Origin of the sequence: Pseudomonas sp. Root569, assembly GCF_001427465.1 — a bacterium.
GTDB lineage: Bacteria > Pseudomonadota > Gammaproteobacteria > Pseudomonadales > Pseudomonadaceae > Aquipseudomonas > Aquipseudomonas synxantha.
The window spans coordinates 26,522-45,796 of sequence record NZ_LMGQ01000003.1 but is presented as its reverse complement, the minus strand read 5'-3'; the positions used below and the strand labels follow the sequence as shown (position 1 = coordinate 45,796).

The window sequence follows — 19,275 nt, the reverse complement described above, 5'->3', positions numbered from 1 at the left end:
GAGGAGAGAAGTGCATGACGCAAGTCACGGTGAAACAACTGGCCGATGAGGTCAAAACACCGGTAGAGCGCCTGTTGCAGCAGATGCGTGAGGCAGGTCTGCCGCACACCGCCGCCGATGAAGGTGTGAGCGATAGTGAGAAGCAGTCTTTGCTGACTCACTTGAAGAGCAGCCACAAGGCGAAAGTGGAAGAACCGCGCAAGATTACATTGCAGCGCAAAACCACCAGCACCCTGCGTGTTGCGGGTAGCAAGAGCATCAGCGTTGAAGTGCGCAAGAAGAAAGTCTTCGTACAGCGCAGCCCGGAAGAAATCGAAGCCGAGCGCAAACGCGAACTGGAAGAACGTCGCGCAGTAGAAAATGCTGCTCGTCAGAAGGCTGAAGAAGAAGCCAAGCGTCGCGCCGAAGAAGAAGCGCGTCGCCAGCCTGCTGCTGCGCAACCAGCTGCCACTGAAGCGGTCGCCGCCCCTGTTGAAGCTGTGCGTGAGGCCGCCCCGGTTGCCGCTGCACCTGCTCCTGCAGCAGATGCCCGCAAGCGCGACGAACCTCGTCGTCCAGACAAACCCCGTGCCGACGATAACAGTCGTCGCGGTGGTGGTGGCGATGGCGAGCGCAAAAACGCTCCGCATCGTGCTTCGGTCAAAGAGAAGGCGCCTGCTCCACGCGTTGCCCCACGTACTACCGACGAAGAAAGCGATGGCTTCCGTCGTGGTGGGCGCGGCAAGGCCAAGCTGAAAAAACGCAACGCCCACGGTTTCCAGAGCCCAACCGGCCCTGTCGTGCGTGAAGTGAAGATCGGCGAGACCATCACTGTGGGCGATCTGGCCCAGCAGATGTCGGTCAAGGCTGCTGAAATCATCAAGTTCATGTTCAAGCTGGGCACTCCGGCCACCATCAACCAGGTACTGGACCAGGAAACTGCCCAGCTTGTGGCTGAGGAATTGGGCCACAAAGTGACCCTGGTCAGCGACACCGCCCTGGAAGACTCCCTGGCCGAGTCCCTGAAGTTTGAAGGTGAGGCAGTCTCCCGTGCACCAGTCGTGACCGTAATGGGCCACGTTGACCACGGTAAGACTTCCCTGCTCGACTACATCCGTCGTGCCAAGGTAGCCGCTGGCGAAGCCGGTGGTATCACCCAGCACATCGGTGCGTACCACGTTGAAACCGAACGCGGTATGGTCACCTTCCTCGACACCCCGGGTCACGCCGCGTTTACCGCAATGCGTGCCCGTGGTGCCAAGGCGACCGACATCGTGATCCTGGTCGTTGCAGCGGACGACGGCGTAATGCCGCAGACCATTGAAGCGGTCCAGCACGCGAAGGCTGCCGGTGTTCCTCTGGTCGTTGCTGTGAACAAAATCGACAAGCCGGGCGCTGATCTCGATCGCATCCGTAGCGAACTGTCGGTTCACGGCGTGACTTCCGAGGAGTGGGGTGGCGAGACTCCATTCGTATCAGTCTCGGCGAAGATGGGTACCGGCGTTGACGAACTGCTCGAAGCGGTTCTGTTGCAAGCCGAAGTCCTGGAGTTGACTGCTACTCCATCGGCTCCTGGCCGTGGTGTCGTGGTTGAATCCCGTCTCGACAAGGGCCGTGGCCCGGTTGCAACCGTGCTGGTTCAAGACGGTACCCTGCGCCAAGGCGATATGGTGCTGGTCGGTTCGAACTACGGCCGTGTGCGTGCCATGCTCGACGAGAACGGCAAGCCAATCAAGGAAGCAGGTCCAGCTATCCCGGTCGAGATCCTCGGCCTGGACGGTACCCCGGACGCTGGCGACGAGATGAGTGTAGTTGCCGACGAGAAGAAAGCCCGTGAAGTGGCTCTGTTCCGTCAAGGCAAGTTCCGCGAAGTCAAGCTGGCCCGTGCTCACGCCGGCAAGCTGGAAAACATCTTCGAGAACATGGGCCAGGAAGAGAAGAAGACGCTTAACATCGTCCTCAAGTCTGACGTACGTGGCTCCCTCGAAGCGTTGAACGGTGCCTTGAACGGCCTGGGTAACGACGAAGTGCAAGTGCGCGTTGTCGGTGGCGGTGTCGGTGGTATCACCGAATCCGACGCCAACCTGGCACTGGCTTCCAACGCTGTACTGTTCGGCTTCAACGTGCGTGCCGATGCTGGCGCTCGCAAGATCGTCGAGCAGGAAGGCCTGGACATGCGTTACTACAACGTCATCTACGACATCATCGAAGACGTCAAGAAAGCCCTTACCGGCATGCTTGGCAGCGACGTTCGGGAGAATATCCTGGGTATCGCCGAGGTGCGTGACGTGTTCCGCTCGCCGAAGTTCGGCGCGATCGCCGGCTGCATGGTTGTCGAAGGCACTGTGTACCGTAACCGTCCGATCCGTGTACTGCGTGAAGACATCGTTATCTTCGAAGGCGAGCTGGAATCCCTGCGCCGCTTCAAGGATGACGCTGCCGAAGTGCGTGCCGGCATGGAATGCGGTATCGGCGTCAAGAGCTACAACGACGTCAAGGTTGGCGACAAGATCGAAGTCTTCGAGAAGGTTCAGGTTGCTCGCAGCCTCTAACTCGCGCACTTCAGGAGCCACGCAGCGTGTGGGCATGCAAATGCCCCGCGCAGCGTCAGGACTCTAAACGCAACGCCCGGTCTGGCTTTTGTCAGGCCGGGCGTTTGCCGCTTTCAGACCCCACGGGTTTCACCGTGTGGCAGTAACAGGTAACAAGACATGGCAAAAGAATACAGCCGTACCCAGCGTATCGGCGATCAGATGCAGCGTGAGCTGGCCCAACTGATCCGTCGCGAAGTCAAAGACCCTCGCGTTGGCCTGGTCACCATCACCGCCGTTGAAGTGAGCCGTGACGTAGGTCACGCCAAGATCTTCATCACCGTGATGGGGCAGGACAACAGCGAAGAAATCGCACAAAGCATCAAGGTGCTCAACTCGGCCGCAGGTTTCCTGCGCATGCAGTTGGCCCGTGAAATGAAGCTGCGTAGCGTCCCCCAGTTGCACTTCCACTACGACGAAAGCGTCGTGCGTGGGGCGCACCTGTCGGCATTGATCGAGCGCGCCGTTGCTGAAGACAGCCAGCACCCGTCCACACCTGAAGACGCCAAGGAGTAAGCGGTGGCTCAGGTCAAACGTATCCGTCGCAACGTCAGCGGCATCATTCTGCTCGACAAGCCCATTGGCTTTACCTCCAATGCCGCGCTGCAGAAGGTCCGTTGGTTGCTCAATGCCGAGAAGGCAGGGCACACCGGTAGCCTTGATCCGCTGGCCACCGGCGTGCTGCCGTTGTGCTTTGGCGAGGCCACCAAGTTCTCGCAATACCTGCTCGATTCCGACAAGGGCTATGAAACCCTGATGCAACTGGGCAAGACCACCACTACGGCCGACGCCGAAGGTGATGTTCTGCAGGTTCGCGACGTGACCGTTGGTCGTGCTGATATCGAAGCTGCTTTACCGGCTTTTCGTGGGGAAATCAGTCAGATACCACCGATGTACTCGGCCCTCAAGCGGGATGGACAGCCACTTTACAAGCTGGCACGTGCGGGCGAAGTAGTGGAGCGTGAACCGCGTTCTGTTACTATTGCGCGCTTGGAATTGCTCGCCTGTGAAGGCGACACTGCCCGTTTGGCCGTTGACTGCAGCAAAGGCACCTATATCCGTACCCTGGTGGAAGATATCGGTGAAAAGCTCGGTTGCGGCGCGTACGTTGCAGAACTGCGACGTACCCAAGCCGGCCCTTTCAGCCTGGCCCAGACGGTGACGCTGGAAGAGTTGGAAGCTGTGCATGCCGAAGGCGGCAACGAAGCGGTTGATCGCTTCCTGATGCCATCGGACAGCGGTTTGCTCGATTGGCCATTGCTGCACTTCTCGGAGCACAGCGCGTTCTACTGGCTCAACGGCCAGCCGGTACGCGCCCCGGATGCCCCGAAGTTCGGCATGGTGCGGGTACAGGATCATAACGGTCGCTTCATCGGTATCGGTGAAGTGAGCGAAGACGGGCGTATCGCGCCGCGTCGACTGATTCGGTCAGAATGACCGAACGAGGGTGGCTGTTAACAGGCATGGTCACTTCTCATTTTTAGATACAGGGATTTGTCCCTGGCCTGTTGAAACTACCCTTGGGTAGTTTCCTGAAAAAAGGATTGCCTCATGGCTCTCGACGTTCAAGAAAAAGCACAAATCGTAGCTGACTATCAGCAGGCTGTTGGTGACACTGGTTCGCCAGAAGTGCAGGTTGCACTGCTGACCCACAACATCAACAAGCTGCAAGGTCACTTCAAGGCCAACGGTAAAGATCACCACTCCCGTCGTGGTCTGATCCGCATGGTAAACCAGCGCCGTAAGCTGCTGGACTACCTGAAAGGCAAGGATCTGGGTCGTTATCAGGCTCTGATCGGTCGCCTGGGTCTGCGTCGCTAATCAGCGATTGCGCTAGAGGTTGGTTGTCTGCCGTGTGTCAGTGGGATTCCCGCTGGCCCATGGTAGGCTCCCAGCCTCAAGTTTTATCTGGATACACGTTTTACCCCTGGACAAGGGTTGGGCCGATTCCCGACATTGCCCAAGAATTTCGCAAGAAGACAAGTTCCCCCAAGAGCCACAAAGAAGGTAGGACACCGTGAACCCGGTTATCAAAAAATTCCAGTTCGGTCAGTCGACCGTTACCCTCGAGACAGGCCGTATCGCCCGTCAAGCCTCCGGCGCAGTGCTGGTTACCGTTGACGACGACGTTACCGTACTGGTGACCGTTGTTGGCGCCAAGACCGCTGACCCGAGCAAAGGCTTCTTCCCTCTGTCCGTTCACTACCAGGAAAAGACTTACGCTGCCGGTAAGATCCCTGGCGGTTTCTTCAAGCGCGAAGGCCGTCCTTCCGAGAAAGAAACCCTGACTTCCCGACTGATCGATCGCCCGATCCGTCCGCTGTTCCCAGAAGGCTTCATGAACGAAGTGCAGGTCGTCTGCACCGTGGTTTCCACCAGCAAGAAGACCGATCCGGACATCGCAGCGATGATCGGTACTTCGGCTGCGCTGGCTATCTCCGGTATTCCGTTTGATGGCCCTATCGGCGCCGCTCGCGTTGCTTTCCACGAAAGCACGGGCTACCTGCTGAACCCATCCTACGAGCAGCAGAAAGCTTCGAGCCTGGACATGGTCGTTGCCGGTACTTCCGAAGCCGTACTGATGGTTGAGTCGGAAGCCAAAGAGCTGACCGAAGACCAGATGCTGGGCGCCGTACTGTTTGCTCACGACGAGTTCCAGGTTGTGATCAACGCGGTCAAGGAATTGGCTGCCGAAGCTGCCAAGCCAACCTGGACCTGGGCTGCTGCCCCGGAAGCCACCGACCTGCTGGGGGCTATCCGCTCCGAGTTCGGCGCGGCTATCTCCGATGCCTACACCATCACCGTCAAGGCCGACCGTTACGCTCGCCTGGGCGAGTTGAAGGATCAGGTCGTTGCCAAGCTGTCCGGCGAAGAAGGCCAGCCTTCTGCCAGCGACGTCAAGGCTGCATTCGGTGAAATCGAATACCGCACCGTTCGCGAAAACATCGTTAACGGTAAGCCACGTATCGACGGTCGTGACACTCGCACCGTGCGCCCGCTGAACATCGAAGTTGGCGTGCTGCCGAAAACTCACGGTTCGGCGCTGTTCACCCGTGGCGAAACCCAGGCCCTGGTGGTTGCGACCCTGGGTACTGCCCGTGACGCACAGCTGCTGGACACCCTGGAAGGCGAGAAAAAAGACCCGTTCATGCTGCACTACAACTTCCCTCCGTTCTCGGTGGGCGAGTGTGGTCGTATGGGGGGGGCTGGTCGTCGTGAAATCGGTCACGGCCGCCTGGCCCGTCGTTCGATTGCAGCGATGTTGCCGGCTGCTGACGTGTTCCCGTACACCATCCGTGTTGTGTCGGAAATCACTGAATCCAACGGTTCCAGCTCGATGGCCTCCGTTTGTGGTGCTTCCCTGGCGCTGATGGACGCGGGTGTGCCGATGAAGGCACCGGTTGCCGGTATCGCCATGGGCCTGGTCAAAGAGGGCGAGAAGTTCGCCATCCTGACCGACATCCTGGGTGACGAAGACCACTTGGGCGACATGGACTTCAAAGTAGCCGGTACCGCTAAAGGTGTTACCGCGCTGCAGATGGACATCAAGATCAAGGGCATCACCGAAGAGATCATGGAAATCGCCCTGGGCCAAGCCCTGGAAGCGCGCCTGAACATCCTCGGCCAGATGAACCAGATCATTGGTCAGTCCCGTACCGAACTGTCGGAAAATGCTCCGACCATGATCGCGATGAAAATCGACACCGACAAAATCCGTGATGTTATCGGTAAAGGCGGCGCGACCATCCGTGCGATCTGTGAAGAGACCAAGGCCTCGATCGACATCGAAGACGACGGTTCGATCAAGATCTTCGGCGAAACCAAGGAAGCGGCTGAAGCTGCACGCCAGCGCGTCCTGGGTATCACCGCTGAGGCTGAGATCGGCAAGATCTACGTCGGCAAGGTTGAGCGCATCGTCGACTTCGGCGCATTCGTCAACATCCTTCCAGGCAAAGACGGTCTGGTTCACATCTCCATGCTGAGCGACGCTCGCGTTGAGAAAGTGACCGACATTCTGAAAGAAGGCCAGGAAGTTGAAGTGTTGGTACTGGACGTGGATAACCGCGGCCGTATCAAGCTGTCCATCAAAGACGTAGCAGCAGCCAAGGCTTCGGGCGTTTAATCGCTCGTAGCTCAGGCTGAAAAAAGGGACTCTTCGGAGTCCTTTTTTTATGGGTGATGGAAAATTAAGCAAAATCAGCCATTTAGCCCACTGCCAAAAACCGCAACTTGCATGCAGGTACAGGTGGTTTCATGCAAGTTGCACGATTTCGAAAATCGGATGTTTTTTTAACTGACTGATTTATAAGGGTTTATTCTGGTTTTTGGACTTGGCACGCCGTCTGCAATATTCCTGTTAACGCTGCAGCATCAAGGTCCACACGCCGCAGACTTTTAATAAAACAGGAGTTACTCGTATGAAGAAGTTCGCTCTCGCTACTGCTACCGCTCTGACACTGGCCATGGGTGCTAGCGTGGCCTTTGCTCAGACTTCCCAAGCCCCTATGACTCTGGCGGCTGGTGAAATGACCAAGGCCAAAGAGTCCACCTCGGATACCTGGATCACCACTAAAGTAAAAGCTGACCTGCTGACTGAAAAAGGCATTCCTGGTTCGGACATCAAGGTAGAAACCAACAAAGGCGTGGTTTCCCTTTCTTCCGATGTAGCTATCTCCGACTCGCAGAAAGCGACCGCTGTAGCCATTACCAAGAAAATCAAAGGTGTAACTGCTGTTTCTGCTGACGGCCTGCTGGCTGGCGGCGCTACCAAAGCTGACGGTATTGATAAAACCAAAGGTGCGGCTGCTGATGCCAAAGGCGCGACCAGCGACACTTGGATCACTACTAAAGTGAAGGCTGACCTGGTTACTGAGAAAGGTATTCCTGGTACCGATATCAAGGTAGAGACCAACAAAGGTGTGGTTTCCCTGTCGTCCGCGACTGCTGTAACTGCATCGCAGAAAGAAACCGCAGTCGCAATTGCCAAGAAAATCAAAGGCGTTAAAGCTGTATCGGCCGATGGCCTGAAAGCAGAGTAACGCGCCCTTTTCGTCTGAACTGGATGGCGGCGGCTTAGGGTGAGTTAGATATCCACCCGAGGCACCTCTGGAGTTCATGCGACCGACCACACGGATGTGGTCATTACAGGCCCCGGCACTTGTGTCGGGGCCTGTTCTATTCTGGGGCGTAATTGCTGGCCAAGCGAGGCATAAGAATATGGCAGGGGGCTTACCTTAATATCGCCCTCTGTAGGAGCGAGCAAGCTCGCTCCTACAAAAAGCATTAGGGCGTGCCCCTCCCACATTTAGAATTGCGCGAGCTTGAGGTTACTCGGCATCCAGATGCATTGGGGTAATGACACGACCATCTTTCTCGGCTTGCCCCAGCTGCGCATCAATGAAGTACACCCGGTCGTCTTCCAGCTGTCCCTTGTCCACCAGATAATCCTTGATCGTACTGGCGCGGTCCTGGCCCAGTTTGCGTAACAACACATCGCTGGCGCTCCAGAACTTGATCACGCCGTCCTTGAGCTTCGCCGAACGCTCATCGCTGCCCAGGTCTTTCCATTCGGCCGGTGGCTGCTGTTTCAAGCGGGTGCGATAAATGCCTTCCAGCAATGGGGCCTTTTCCTTCTCTGGCACCACCAGCAATGAGGCCTGGGCCGGGACTTTGTCGCCACGGCGCTGGAGGATCTTGTAGTAGTTGTATTGGTATTCACGTTCCAGCCGTTCTGCGGCCAGGAACGGCCCGTCGCTGCTTGCGGCAGCCGTACCTTCGATTTCCAGGCGCAGGGTAGGGCGCTCTTTCAACGCCTTGGCCAGGGTGTTCAAAGCGCCTTCGGCATCTTTGTTCAGCTCACTGGAGCCTGCGGCGAACGACACATTACCCAGGTCTTCCGAGCCGCCACCGGTCACCAGCCCACCGATAAACTTGAACGGCGCTGTTGCTGCCCGTACTACGAGGTTACGTAGGGTCTGCCACACAATCGGCATCACGCTGAATTGAGGGTTATTCAGGTCCCCGCTCACCGGCAATTCGATGGAGATCTTGCCATCGGAGTCCTTGAGCAGGGCAACCGCCAGGCGAATCGGCAAGTCCACCGCGTCGGAGCTGTCAACTTTTTCACCCAGTTGCAGTTGCTCGACCACCACTTTGTTTTCAGCCTTCAACTGGCCCTTGATGATCACGTAGTGCAAGTCGAGATTCAAACGGCCCTTGCGGATACGGAAACCTGCGAACTTGCCTGAGTAAGGCGTCAAGTTGGTCAACTCGACACGTTTGAAGCTGGTAGCGATATCCAGGGATGCCATCGGATCAAACGGGTTCACGCTGCCTTTAATGGTCACCGGCGCGTAGCGGTCCACCTTGCCCTTGATGTCGACGCTGGCCGGCTTGGCCTGGCGGCTGTCGATGGTGCCAATCTGGCCGTTGAGCTGTTGAATCGCCGTGGCGAAGTTGGGTGTGAGGCTGAAGTCGGCAAAGTTGGCCGAACCATCGTTGATCGCGATCTGCCCGATATGAATGCCCAGTGGCTTCTCGTTGCTGGCTGCGGGTTTGGCGGCCGCCTTATTGCCACTGTCTGCCGGCTGTGGAACCAGCAAGTCATCGATATTGGTGGTGCGATCGTCGTTGATCATGAAGCGCGCATACGGTTGCAGCAGGTTGACCTTGTCGATCGACAGACTTTGACCGTGCTGGTAGTTCACGCCTTCCAGCACCAGGCGCTGCCATTTGAGGAAGTCGCGGGTCTTGAGGGTGTCCAGGGTATGCAACTGATCAACCTGGGCGCGGCCAGTGACTTGGAGGGCCAGCGGCTCGGTGCTTTTAAGGTTCACATCCAGGTTGCTGCCCAGCATGCCGCTGCGCAGTTCCAGGCGAATAAACGGGCTGATATAGGACTGGGCAACCCGCAGATCGATGTCCTGGGTGTTCACTTTCAGCTTGGCACTGACGGGGTTGAGGTTAACCTCACCAGTCGCCTGGATCTTGCCTTGCTTGCCCAGGCCGGTGTCGACCTTCAAGGTAAAGGGGCTCTGGTTGAGGCTGTCGAAGTTCTGCACATCGACATTCAATGGGCCCAGCTCCAGCGCGACCGCAGGTTTGGCCTGGCGGTCGGCCAGGTGCACCTGATAGTTACGCAGTTGCACGTCCTTGAGCAACACTTGCCAGGGTTTGTTCGGGGCTGCAGGTTGCGCTTGAGGGGCGTCGGCAGTGGTCGGCGCAGTGGCCGGTTCCGGTGCCGTGGCTGGTTTGCTCGGCTGGCTGGCGAACAGTTTCTGCCAATCCAACTGCCCATCGGCTTCACGGGCCGCCCAGGTTTCCAGCTTGTTGCTGCGAATCTTGCCGATAACCACCTGCTGCTTGGCCAGGTCTACCGTGGTTTCGCTGACGTCCAGGCGCTCCAGGCGGGCCAATGGCCGGCCATCCGGCGCCTTGATTGCAAAGGGCGCGATGCTGGCGGCGGTGTTGGTCAGGTTCAGTTCGGTTTCTTTGGCCAGGCTGAATTTATAGTCAGTGCTGAAGTTAAGCACACCGTCTTCCAGCACCAAAGGCAAGGCGTCACGTACATAGGGCCACCAGGCTTTCATCTTGCCGTCGGTGACTTTCAATGTGCCTTCGGATGTGATCGGCACCAGGCTGAAATTACCTTTCCAGTCAATCTGCCCACCGTCAGGGCCCGCGGCGACCAAGGTCATGTCGGCGTTGTCTTCGGGCAAGGTGCTGAGGTTTTTCAGCTCGAAGTCGAGTTTGTCGTAGAGAAATTCGATGGGTTCGCTGGGGCGCAGGTCCTGGAAGTGCAGATTGCCGCCCGCCAGCTTGATGCTGTCGATACGCAGTGGGAACGGCTTGGCATCAGGATCGGCCGGGGTCGGCTCGCTCGGTGGCAGCTTGAACAACTGCGCCAGGTTAAGTTGGCCGGATTTGTCGAACAGCAGTTCGGTCTTGGGCTGGTCCAGTTGCACATCGGCCAGGTGCAGGGCGCGGGTCCAGAGACTGTCCACTTGCAGGTTGGCGTAGAAGCGCTCGAAACCCACTTGTTCTTTGCCCGGCTCACCGATCTTCAGGCCCCACAGTGTCAGTTCGAGGCTGAACGGGTTGAGCTCGATGCGCTCGATTCGCGCAGGCACCGTGGCGTAGTTGGCCAACTGTTGGTTGGCAATGCGAAGGGCGATGCCCGGTAAGATCAGAAAGCCCAGCAAGCTGTACAAAGCAAGGGCGGTCAACAAGGCGCCTGCGGCGCGAATCAATCCTTTGGGCATGGGTGACGCCATCTATGTCAAACGAGAGTGCCTTGGAGTATGGCACGGGAATTCGGTTCCGAAGAACCGTGGACACTGGGAAACTTCCTACAAATGCAGGATCAAGGTCTTCAATGGCGGTTGCTGGTCTCTGGATGGAAAGTCGGCTCCGGGTGTCATGATTTGCCAGTCACGCACAGGGCGGCCGGCTTTTTCTGCGCAACGCAGCACCTGCTCACGCCAGTCATCCATGCTGACCTTCGCCAGGTTGTTGCAGCAAATCAGCACGCCATTGTCGGCGGTGACCAGCAGCGCGGGCTTGAGCAGGCTCTGATAGTCGCGCAGCAAGTCGACGGTGCCGAAGGCGCTCTTGGCCCAGGCGGGAGGGTCGAGGAGTACCAGGTCATATTGGCGCTGTTCCAGGCGTGGATAACTCGGCAATTTCTGGCCGCGACGCTGGGTGATCGGCAGGCCCGCCAGTTGGCGAATCGCCGGGAAGTAATCGGACTGCACAAATTCCATGGTTGGCAATTGCGGGTTGAGCTCACCGTTTTCACGCCCAACCGCCAGGTTCCCCTCGGCAAAATCCAGGTTGCACACCTCGCGTGCGCCGCCGGCCGCCGCGCTCAAGCCCACACCGCAGGTGTAGGCGAACAGATTCAGCACGCTTTTACCGGCACTGTGGCCCTTGACCCAGCCACGGGTATTACGCAGGTCGAGGAACAGCAGGGGGTCTTGTCCGGCATGGCGCCCGCGCACACGATAGTTGAGGCCCCATTCGTGGCCGACCAGGTCTTCCAATGCCGCAGGCTCTGCGCGGTACACCATGTCTTCGCGGTCGATCCGTGAGTTACCGCGGGCGCGGTCGTTGTATACCAGCAGCAATTCCAGGCCCATGTGCTGGTTGATCATCTGGTGCAGGTCCAGCAGGTCTGCGCTTTCCAGGGACTGGTGGAAGCTCTGCACCAGCAATTGCGGACCGTAGCGGTCGATGGTCAGGCCACCGACACCTTCCTGACTGCCGTGGAACAACCGATAGCAGTCCGTACCCTGGGCGTGCAGTTGGTTGATCAGGTCTTGGCGATAATCGAGGGCGGCGCGCAGCGCCTGATTCAAGGGAGTCATGGAGCGCGCCTTGCTTGCGGTAAATGAGGGCATTGTGGGCGCGGAGTTTAACAGCTATGGGCCGCTACCTACATCAGCCCCATCCGCCGATGGGCGCGCTGCACCGAACCGTTGCGCATCGCCCAGCGCAGCAGTGGCGCACTGCGCTTGACCCCGGCGCGGATCATCTGGCGTTGCAGCGGGCTCTGCTGTTGGTCGAGCATCGCGCTTGCCCAGTCGGGCAGCAGGTCGATCCCGGCCTGCATCATCAGGCTGCCGAAGGGTTTGGCCAAAGTGCTCGGGGCAGGGGCCTCGAGCAGTAGGCGCAGCACCTCACGGCTGCGCTCGTCGCACAACAGTTGTGGGCGGATACGCACCAGATAATCCGAAATTTCCTGGCGTGAACGCGGCACATGCCGCGCGCCCAGGCGTTCGGCGACCAGGGCAATTTCGCTGTAGTAGCGATCCTGGTCGCGACCCGAAAGCCGGGGGTTGCGATAACGCAGGTGAGCGGCCAGAAAGTTGCTCACCTCGGCCACATGCACCCAGGTCAGCAGCTCGGGATCGCTGGCCGCATAAGGTCGGCCATCCGGCGCGTGGCCGACCACCTGCAGGTGAATGGTGCGCACTTTTTCGATCAGCCACTCTGCATCCTTGCGTGAGCCGAAGGTGGTGCCGGAAATGAACTGCGAGGTTCGTCGCAAGCGCCCTAGCATGTCCTGGCGGAAGTTCGAATGGTCCCATACGCCGGCCAGGGCCAGTGGGTGCAAGGCTTGCAGCATCAAGGCACTGATGCCGCCGATCAGCATGCTGCTGAAGTCGCCATGCACTTGCCAACTGACCGAGTCGGGCCCGAACAGTCCGGGATCGCCCTTGGGGTTCTCCAGGTCCAGTTGGCCCAGTGACAAACCCGTCAGGCTCATCAACTGGGTTTCGATACGGCTGCGGATAAATTCCATGGCGACTCGGGGGTTCCTATCGGTTCAGGCGCTTGTCGATCAAACCGTCTACGACGCTCGGGTCGGCCAGGGTCGAGGTATCTCCCAAGCTGTCCAGTTCGTTGCAGGCGATCTTGCGCAAGATGCGCCGCATGATCTTGCCGGAGCGGGTTTTCGGCAGGGCAGGCGCCCATTGGATCAGTTCTGGCTTGGCAAAGCTGCCGATTTCCTTGCTGACCAGGTCCAGCAGGTGTTTTCTCAACGCATCGCTGGGCTCGACACCGTTCATTGGGGTCACAAAGGCATAGATGCCCTGGCCTTTGACGTCGTGGGGGTAGCCGACCACAGCGGCTTCGGCGATTTGGTCATGCAGCACCAAGGCGCTCTCCACCTCGGCAGTGCCGATGCGATGGCCCGATACGTTGATCACATCGTCGATCCGCCCGGTGATCCAGTAGTCACCGTCCTCATCGCGCCGCGCGCCGTCGCCGGTGAAGTAGTAGCCGGGATAGGGTTTGAAGTAGGTGTCGATCATGCGTTGCGGGTCGCCATAGACGCTGCGAATCTGCCCCGGCCAGCTGGCCTTGATCGCCAGCACGCCACTGCCGGCGCCGCTGATTTCCTTGCCCTGCTCATCCAGCAGCACCGGCTGTACGCCGAACATTGGCTGGGTGGCGCAGCCCGGCTTGATGCGCTGGGCGCTGACCAGCGGGCTGAGCATGATGCCGCCGGTTTCGGTCTGCCACCACGTATCCACAATCGGGCAGCGCTGTTCGCCGACCGCGTTGAAATACCAGTCCCAGGCCTCCGGGTTGATCGGCTCACCGACGCTGCCGAGCAGGCGCAGGCTGGCGCGGGAGCTACTCTCCAACGGACTGTGGCCTTCACGCATCAGGGCGCGCAACGCGGTGGGTGCGGTATAGAAAATATTCACATGGTGCTTGTCGATCACCTGCCAGAACCGCGAGCTGTCCGGGTAACTTGGCACGCCTTCGAACATCAGCGAGGTCGCGCCATTGGCCAGCGGGCCATAGACAATGTAGCTGTGGCCGGTGACCCAGCCGACATCGGCGGTGCACCAGAACACTTCGCCTTCTCGGTAATCGAGCACGTACTTGAAGGTCATCGCCGCTTGCAGCAGGTAGCCGCCGGTGGTGTGCAGCACACCCTTGGGTTTGCCGGTGCTGCCGGAGGTATAGAGGATGAACAGTGGATCTTCGGCATCCATCGGCTCGGGCGGGCAGTTGTCGCTGGCGGCGTCCAGGGCCGCCTGATACTTGAGGTCGCGGCCCTCGTTCCAGTTCACGCTGGCCCCGGTGCGCTCCACCACCACTACAGTACTGACATCCGGGCAACTGGCCAGGGCTTTATCGACGTTCTGCTTCAAGGCCACGGGCTTGCCCCCGCGCACGCCTTCGTCGGCGGTAATCACCGTACGGCAATCGGCGTCGAGAATACGGTCACGCAGGGCGTCAGGTGAAAAGCCGCCAAACACTACCGAGTGCACCGCGCCAATTCGCGTACAGGCCAGCATGGCGTAGGCCGCTTCCGGAATCATGGGCATGTAGATGCACACGCGGTCGCCTTTTTTAACGCCACGGCTTTTTAGTACGTTGGCCAGGCGACTGACGTTTTGATGAAGCTGGCGGTAGGTGATTTTGCAGGACTTTGTCGGATCGTCGCCTTCCCAGATAAAGGCCGGCTGATCGGCGCGCTTTGCCAGGTGACGGTCGATGCAGTTGTAGCTGACATTCAGTTGGCCACCGGCAAACCATTGGGCGGCTCCGGTCTTGATGTCTGACTGCTGGACACTGTGCCATGGCGTTATCCAGTCGAGAAAGCCCTTGGCCTGTTCGGCCCAGAAGGTGTCCGGCTGTTCGATTGATTGGCGATAGAGGCGCTGGTAGTCCTCTTGACTGAGTTGCGCAGCCCGGCGGACGGCATCGGCGGCGGGGAACGTGCTGATATCGAACATGAGCGATCCTTATTCTTGTTTTTGCGACAAGTAATAAAGATGCACCCTGTGGCAGGAGGGTTCAAGGCCAACGTCCAAACGCACGTTGGCCTTGAGGCCAGCTTCAACCGCGGTGGCGACCGCGGAAGTAGTTGATCAGGCCCTGGGTCGAGGCATCATCTGCCAAGGTTTCTTCGGCGCCGGTCAGACGGTTGTAAACGCCTTTGCCCAGCTCCTTGCCAAGTTCCACGCCCCATTGGTCGAAGGCGTTGATGCCCCAGACAACGCTCTGCACGAACACCTTGTGCTCATACATCGCGACCAGCGCGCCGAGGCGACGAGGGCTGATGCGTTCGACCACGATGGTGTTGCTCGGACGGTTGCCCGGGATCACCTTGTGCGGTGCCAGCTTCTGCACCTCGGCTTCCGGCAGGCCCTTCTCACGCAGCTCGGCTTCGGCTTCGCTGCGGGTTTTGCCGAGCATCAGGGCCTGGCTCTGGGACAGGCAATTGGCGTACAGCCACTGATGGTGGTCGGATACCGGGTTGAAGCTGACAATCGGCACGATGAAGTCGGCCGGGATCAGTTGGGTCCCCTGGTGCAGCAACTGGTGGTAAGCGTGTTGCCCGTTGCAGCCTACGCCGCCCCAGATCACCGGACCGGTATCGGTGGACACCGGCGTGCCATCCTGGCGCACGCTCTTGCCATTGGATTCCATGTCCAGCTGTTGCAAATGCTTGGTGATGTTACGCAGGTAATGGTCGTACGGCAGGATCGCATGGCTCTGCGCCCCCCAGAAGTTGCCGTACCACACGCCGAGCAAGCCCAGTAGTACCGGCATGTTGTCTTCGAACGGAGCGTTCTGGAAATGCTGGTCCATGGTGTAGGCACCGGACAGCAGTTCCTTGAAGTTGGACATGCCGATGGCCAGGGCAATTGGCAAGCCGATGGCGGACCACAGCGAGTAACGCCCGCCGACCCAGTCCCACATCGGGAAGATGTTTTCTTCGCGAATCCCGAAGGCCACGGCCGCGGCGTTGTTGCTGGAAACGGCGATGAAGTGGCGATACAGCTCGGCCTCCGAGCCGCCCTGGGCCAGGTACCAGGCACGAGCAGCCTGGGCGTTCTTCAGGGTTTCGAGGGTGTTGAAGGATTTGGACGAGACGATGAACAGCGTGGTCTCGGCGCGCAGCTTCATGGTCAGCTCGTGGAACTCGCTGCCATCGATGTTCGCCAGGTAGTGGCAGCGCACGCCTTTATGGGCGTAGGACAGCAGGGCTTCGGAGACCAGCTCCGGGCCGAGGAACGAACCACCGATGCCGATGTTCACCACGTCGGTGATCGGCTTTTCGGTGTAGCCACGCCACAGGCCGTCGTGGATGCGGCCGACCAGGTCGGTGATCTGGTTCAGCACCTTGTGCACGTCCGGCATGATGTTCACACCGTTGACCGACAGCTTGTCGCCCACCGGGCGGCGCAGGGCAGTGTGCAGGGCAGGGCGGCCTTCGGAGGAGTTGACCGGCTCACCGGCGTACAACGCATCGATCGCGCCTTTGAGGTTCACTTCCTTGGCCAGGCCCACCAGCAGGTCGCGGGTTTCGCTGGTGATCAGGTTTTTCGAGTAATCGAGGAAAAGTCCGCAGCTGCTCAGGGTGAACTGGGAAAAACGCTGGGGATCGGCATTGAACGCGTCGCGCATGCTGAAATCCTGCATGGCTTGGCGATGTTGGGTAAGCGCTTGCCAGGCGGGCAGCGCGGTAACGTCATGAGGGGTGCGGTAGTACGCCATCGCTGCGGGTTTCCTTTTTATTACAGGGACTGCCTTTAGGACACTTCAAAGCCCGGAACATCCAGTCTTATATCAAGGATTGGGTTCCAGACAGCGCTAACCGTAGCGCAGGGCGATTACATTAAACCTAGCGTGTCGATATGTCTTGGCTTTGTCTGCGCTGTGGCCGGTACTTTTTTATACCGGCACGGCGGTGGGGGCAACAGGTTGTGGATTTAAAGAGGGGTCAGGCGAGGTTCAGGTGCAGGTTATCAATCAGGCGTGTCGTGCCTAAATAAGCAGCGACCAGGATCACCACATCACGGTCTTGCGCCGTGGCCGGGCGCAGATGCACACCTTGGCGTACTTCCAGATAATCCATGCGCAACCCGGCGTTCTCAATGTGCTGGATCTGTTCGGCGCGCAGCTTGGCGAAATCACGCTCTCCGCTTTTGATGGCCGTGGCTATCTGGTTGAGGGCGCGGTACAGCACTGGCGCGACGGCGCGTTGCTCTGCGGTGAGGTAACCATTGCGCGATGACAGCGCGAGACCGTCCTCTGCGCGTACGGTGGGCTCGCCGATGATCTGGATCGGCATGTTCAGGTCATGGACCATTGCACGTATCACCGCCAGTTGCTGGTAATCCTTCTGACCAAATACGGCGATGTCCGGCTGGACCATGTTGAACAGCTTGCTGACCACCGTGGCCACGCCTTCGAAATGCCCTGGGCGGCTGGCACCACACAAGCCTTCGGACAACTGTGGAACGCTGACGCGGGTCTGGCCGGTCATGCCACCTGGGTACATTTCCTCGACGGTAGGCGCGAACAGCAGGTTGCAGCCGGCTTGCAGGAGCTTTTCCTGATCGGCGGCCAGCGTGCGCGGGTATTTGTCCAGATCTTCGCCGGCACCGAATTGCAGTGGGTTGACGAAGATGCTCGCCACCACGAAATCCGCTTGCTGTGCGGCTTTGGTCACCAGGGTTGCGTGGCCGCTGTGCAGATTGCCCATGGTAGGCACAAAGCCGATGCGCTTGCCGGCACTGCGGGCGTGGGTAACCGCGGCGCGCAGTTCACGTAGGGTTTTAACGGTGTTCATGCCGAGAACCCGTGTTCGATGCCCGGGAAGGTGACGGCTTTGACCTCGCTGACGTAAGCGCTCAGCGCAGCGTGGATGCTGGTCTGGCCGGCCATGAAGTTCTTCACGAACTTCGGCACGTGGCCAGTCATCGACAGGCCGAGCATGTCGTGCAGTACCAGTACCTGGCCATCGGTGGCGGAACCGGCGCCGATGCCGATTACCGGCACTTTGACGGCCTGGGTGATTTCTGCGGCCAGTTCGCTGGGTACGCACTCCAGCACAATCATCGCGGCACCGGCTTGTTCCAGGGCAATGGCATCGGCGCGCATCTGGCGCGCCTGGGCTTCATTGCGGCCCTGAACCTTGTAGCCCCCGAGGATGTTCACTGACTGTGGTGTCAGGCCCATGTGCGCGCATACCGGTACGCCACGTTCAGCCAGCAGCCGGATCGACTCGGCCAACCACACTGCACCTTCGACTTTGATCATGTGAGCGCCGGCTTGCATGAGCTTGCCGGCGTTCTGGAAGGTTTGCTCCAGCGTGGCGTACCCCATGAACGGCAGGTCGGCGATGATCAAGGCGCCGTCGTTGCCACGCTTGACGCTGGCGGTGTGGTAGGCAAGTTCATCGGTGGTCACGGGCAGGGTGCTGTCATTCCCTTGAAGAACCATGCCCAGGGAATCGCCTACCAACAATACTTCAACCCCGGCCTGGCAACAGGCGTTGGCGAAGGTGGCGTCATAGCAAGTCAGCATGGTGATTTTTTCACCCTTGAGCTTGAGGCTCTGCAAGGTGGTCAGGGTAATGTCTGGCATGAAAAGGGTCCTCGTTCAGGCGCTTGGAAACAGCGAGTAACGCGCGTGAGTCTTCGTTTATACAGGCGCACTGTCTTGAAAGCAGTGCTTATAAGGCCTGGATTGCGCCCTGTAGTGCCGGGTTGGCGGCAGCGGGACGCCTATAGTCGTGAGGAGGACACGGGAAGTCAATTGGATGTGTTACCGCATTGTTACGATGGCGGTGTTACCGCTGTTACTGATGCGATTGTAGGAGCGAGCTTGCTCGCGAAGAACGCGTGGGCACCGCGTTTAAGCAGGCTGTGCACGTTAACGTTGGCGATTTTCGCGAGCAAGCTCGCTCCTACGAAGGTAAGCGTTCCAGGCCGACGAATGGGCAGGCTTCAAGCAGGCCGCTGAGGCTTTGCCCGTCAGGCAACTGCAGGTCGGCTGGCGCCAGCTCAGCCAGCGGATACAACACAAACGCCCGCACGTGCATCTGGTAGTGCGGCACCTTCAGGCGCGGCTCATCGATCAAGCGATCGCCAAACAGCAGGATATCCAGGTCCAGCGTGCGTGGGCCCCAACGCTCATGGCGCTCGCGGCCCTGATCCTCCTCGATGGTTTGCAGTGCATCGAGCAGGTCCAACGGGGCCATGTTGCTGTCCAGGGCCGCCACCGCGTTGGTGAAGCGCGGTTGGCCTGGAAGCAGGGAGTCACTTTGATAGAACGCGGAGACACCGGCGAGGGTGGTGTCTGGCAGTTGCGACAGGGCTGTGACCGCGCGGCGCAATTGCTGGTCCGGGGCAGCGAGGTTGCTGCCCATGCCGATGTAGATACGCTCCAC

Annotated in this window: 14 protein-coding genes; 6 read left to right on the top strand and 8 right to left on the bottom strand. The window is 59.2% G+C overall.

All coding sequences use genetic code 11. The features are described from left to right. Window positions 1-14 precede the first annotated feature (14 nt). The 6 genes from infB to ASD70_RS03920 all read left to right on the top strand — a co-directional run bounded on the left by infB (window position 15) and on the right by ASD70_RS03920 (window position 7,609). The gene (infB, locus tag ASD70_RS03945) at window positions 15-2,531 is read left to right on the top strand and encodes a translation initiation factor IF-2 (protein WP_046069550.1); all 2,517 of its coding nucleotides are present in this window, start codon (window positions 15-17) and stop codon (window positions 2,529-2,531) included. Between the two features lie 159 nt (window positions 2,532-2,690). After that, window positions 2,691-3,086 carry a 30S ribosome-binding factor RbfA gene (gene rbfA, locus ASD70_RS03940; RefSeq protein WP_003176137.1) on the top strand — a complete coding sequence of 132 codons (396 nt, stop codon included), beginning with the start codon at window positions 2,691-2,693 and terminating at the stop codon, window positions 3,084-3,086. Between the two features lie 3 nt (window positions 3,087-3,089). After that, window positions 3,090-4,007 carry a tRNA pseudouridine(55) synthase TruB gene (truB, locus tag ASD70_RS03935; RefSeq protein WP_034117853.1) on the top strand — a complete coding sequence of 306 codons (918 nt, stop codon included), beginning with the start codon at window positions 3,090-3,092 and terminating at the stop codon, window positions 4,005-4,007. Window positions 4,008-4,121: 114 nt separating this feature from the next. Beyond that, window positions 4,122-4,391, top strand: coding sequence for a 30S ribosomal protein S15 (gene rpsO / locus ASD70_RS03930; RefSeq protein ID WP_003176135.1), 270 nt, complete (start codon window positions 4,122-4,124; stop codon window positions 4,389-4,391). 196 nt (window positions 4,392-4,587) lie between these two features. Then, window positions 4,588-6,693 carry a polyribonucleotide nucleotidyltransferase gene (gene pnp, locus ASD70_RS03925; RefSeq protein WP_005791474.1) on the top strand — a complete coding sequence of 702 codons (2,106 nt, stop codon included), beginning with the start codon at window positions 4,588-4,590 and terminating at the stop codon, window positions 6,691-6,693. Between the two features lie 295 nt (window positions 6,694-6,988). Next, window positions 6,989-7,609: a BON domain-containing protein gene (locus ASD70_RS03920; RefSeq protein WP_043051762.1), complete on the top strand. Its 621-nt coding sequence runs from the start codon at window positions 6,989-6,991 to the stop codon at window positions 7,607-7,609. 288 nt (window positions 7,610-7,897) lie between these two features. Here the strand turns inward: ASD70_RS03920 and ASD70_RS03915 are convergent, their stop codons facing one another. From ASD70_RS03915 to folK, 8 genes are all read right to left on the bottom strand, one after another. Beyond that, window positions 7,898-10,831, bottom strand: a complete 2,934-nt coding sequence (locus ASD70_RS03915) for a DUF748 domain-containing protein (RefSeq protein WP_056845705.1) — start codon at window positions 10,829-10,831, stop codon at window positions 7,898-7,900. An 87-nt stretch (window positions 10,832-10,918) separates the two neighbouring features. After that, window positions 10,919-11,935 carry a class I SAM-dependent rRNA methyltransferase gene (locus ASD70_RS03910; protein WP_056845704.1) on the bottom strand — a complete coding sequence of 339 codons (1,017 nt, stop codon included), beginning with the start codon at window positions 11,933-11,935 and terminating at the stop codon, window positions 10,919-10,921. A 68-nt stretch (window positions 11,936-12,003) separates the two neighbouring features. Then, window positions 12,004-12,873: an oxygenase MpaB family protein gene (locus ASD70_RS03905; protein WP_046069547.1), complete on the bottom strand. Its 870-nt coding sequence runs from the start codon at window positions 12,871-12,873 to the stop codon at window positions 12,004-12,006. 16 nt (window positions 12,874-12,889) lie between these two features. Continuing rightward, window positions 12,890-14,827 carry an acetate--CoA ligase gene (gene acs / locus ASD70_RS03900; protein ID WP_056845703.1) on the bottom strand — a complete coding sequence of 646 codons (1,938 nt, stop codon included), beginning with the start codon at window positions 14,825-14,827 and terminating at the stop codon, window positions 12,890-12,892. Window positions 14,828-14,930: 103 nt separating this feature from the next. Next, window positions 14,931-16,595 carry a glucose-6-phosphate isomerase gene (pgi, locus tag ASD70_RS03895; protein ID WP_046069545.1) on the bottom strand — a complete coding sequence of 555 codons (1,665 nt, stop codon included), beginning with the start codon at window positions 16,593-16,595 and terminating at the stop codon, window positions 14,931-14,933. Window positions 16,596-16,821: 226 nt separating this feature from the next. Beyond that, window positions 16,822-17,673: a pantoate--beta-alanine ligase gene (gene panC, locus ASD70_RS03890; protein WP_056845702.1), complete on the bottom strand. Its 852-nt coding sequence runs from the start codon at window positions 17,671-17,673 to the stop codon at window positions 16,822-16,824. Beyond that, window positions 17,670-18,470 (bottom strand): 3-methyl-2-oxobutanoate hydroxymethyltransferase, encoded by an 801-nt coding sequence (gene panB / locus ASD70_RS03885; RefSeq protein WP_046069543.1) that lies wholly within the window; start codon window positions 18,468-18,470, stop codon window positions 17,670-17,672. The genes panC and panB overlap by 4 nt, the downstream gene beginning before the upstream one ends. A gap of 322 nt (window positions 18,471-18,792) precedes the next feature. Beyond that, entirely contained in the window at window positions 18,793-19,275 is a 483-nt protein-coding gene (gene folK / locus ASD70_RS03880; protein ID WP_056845701.1) for a 2-amino-4-hydroxy-6-hydroxymethyldihydropteridine diphosphokinase, read from the bottom strand.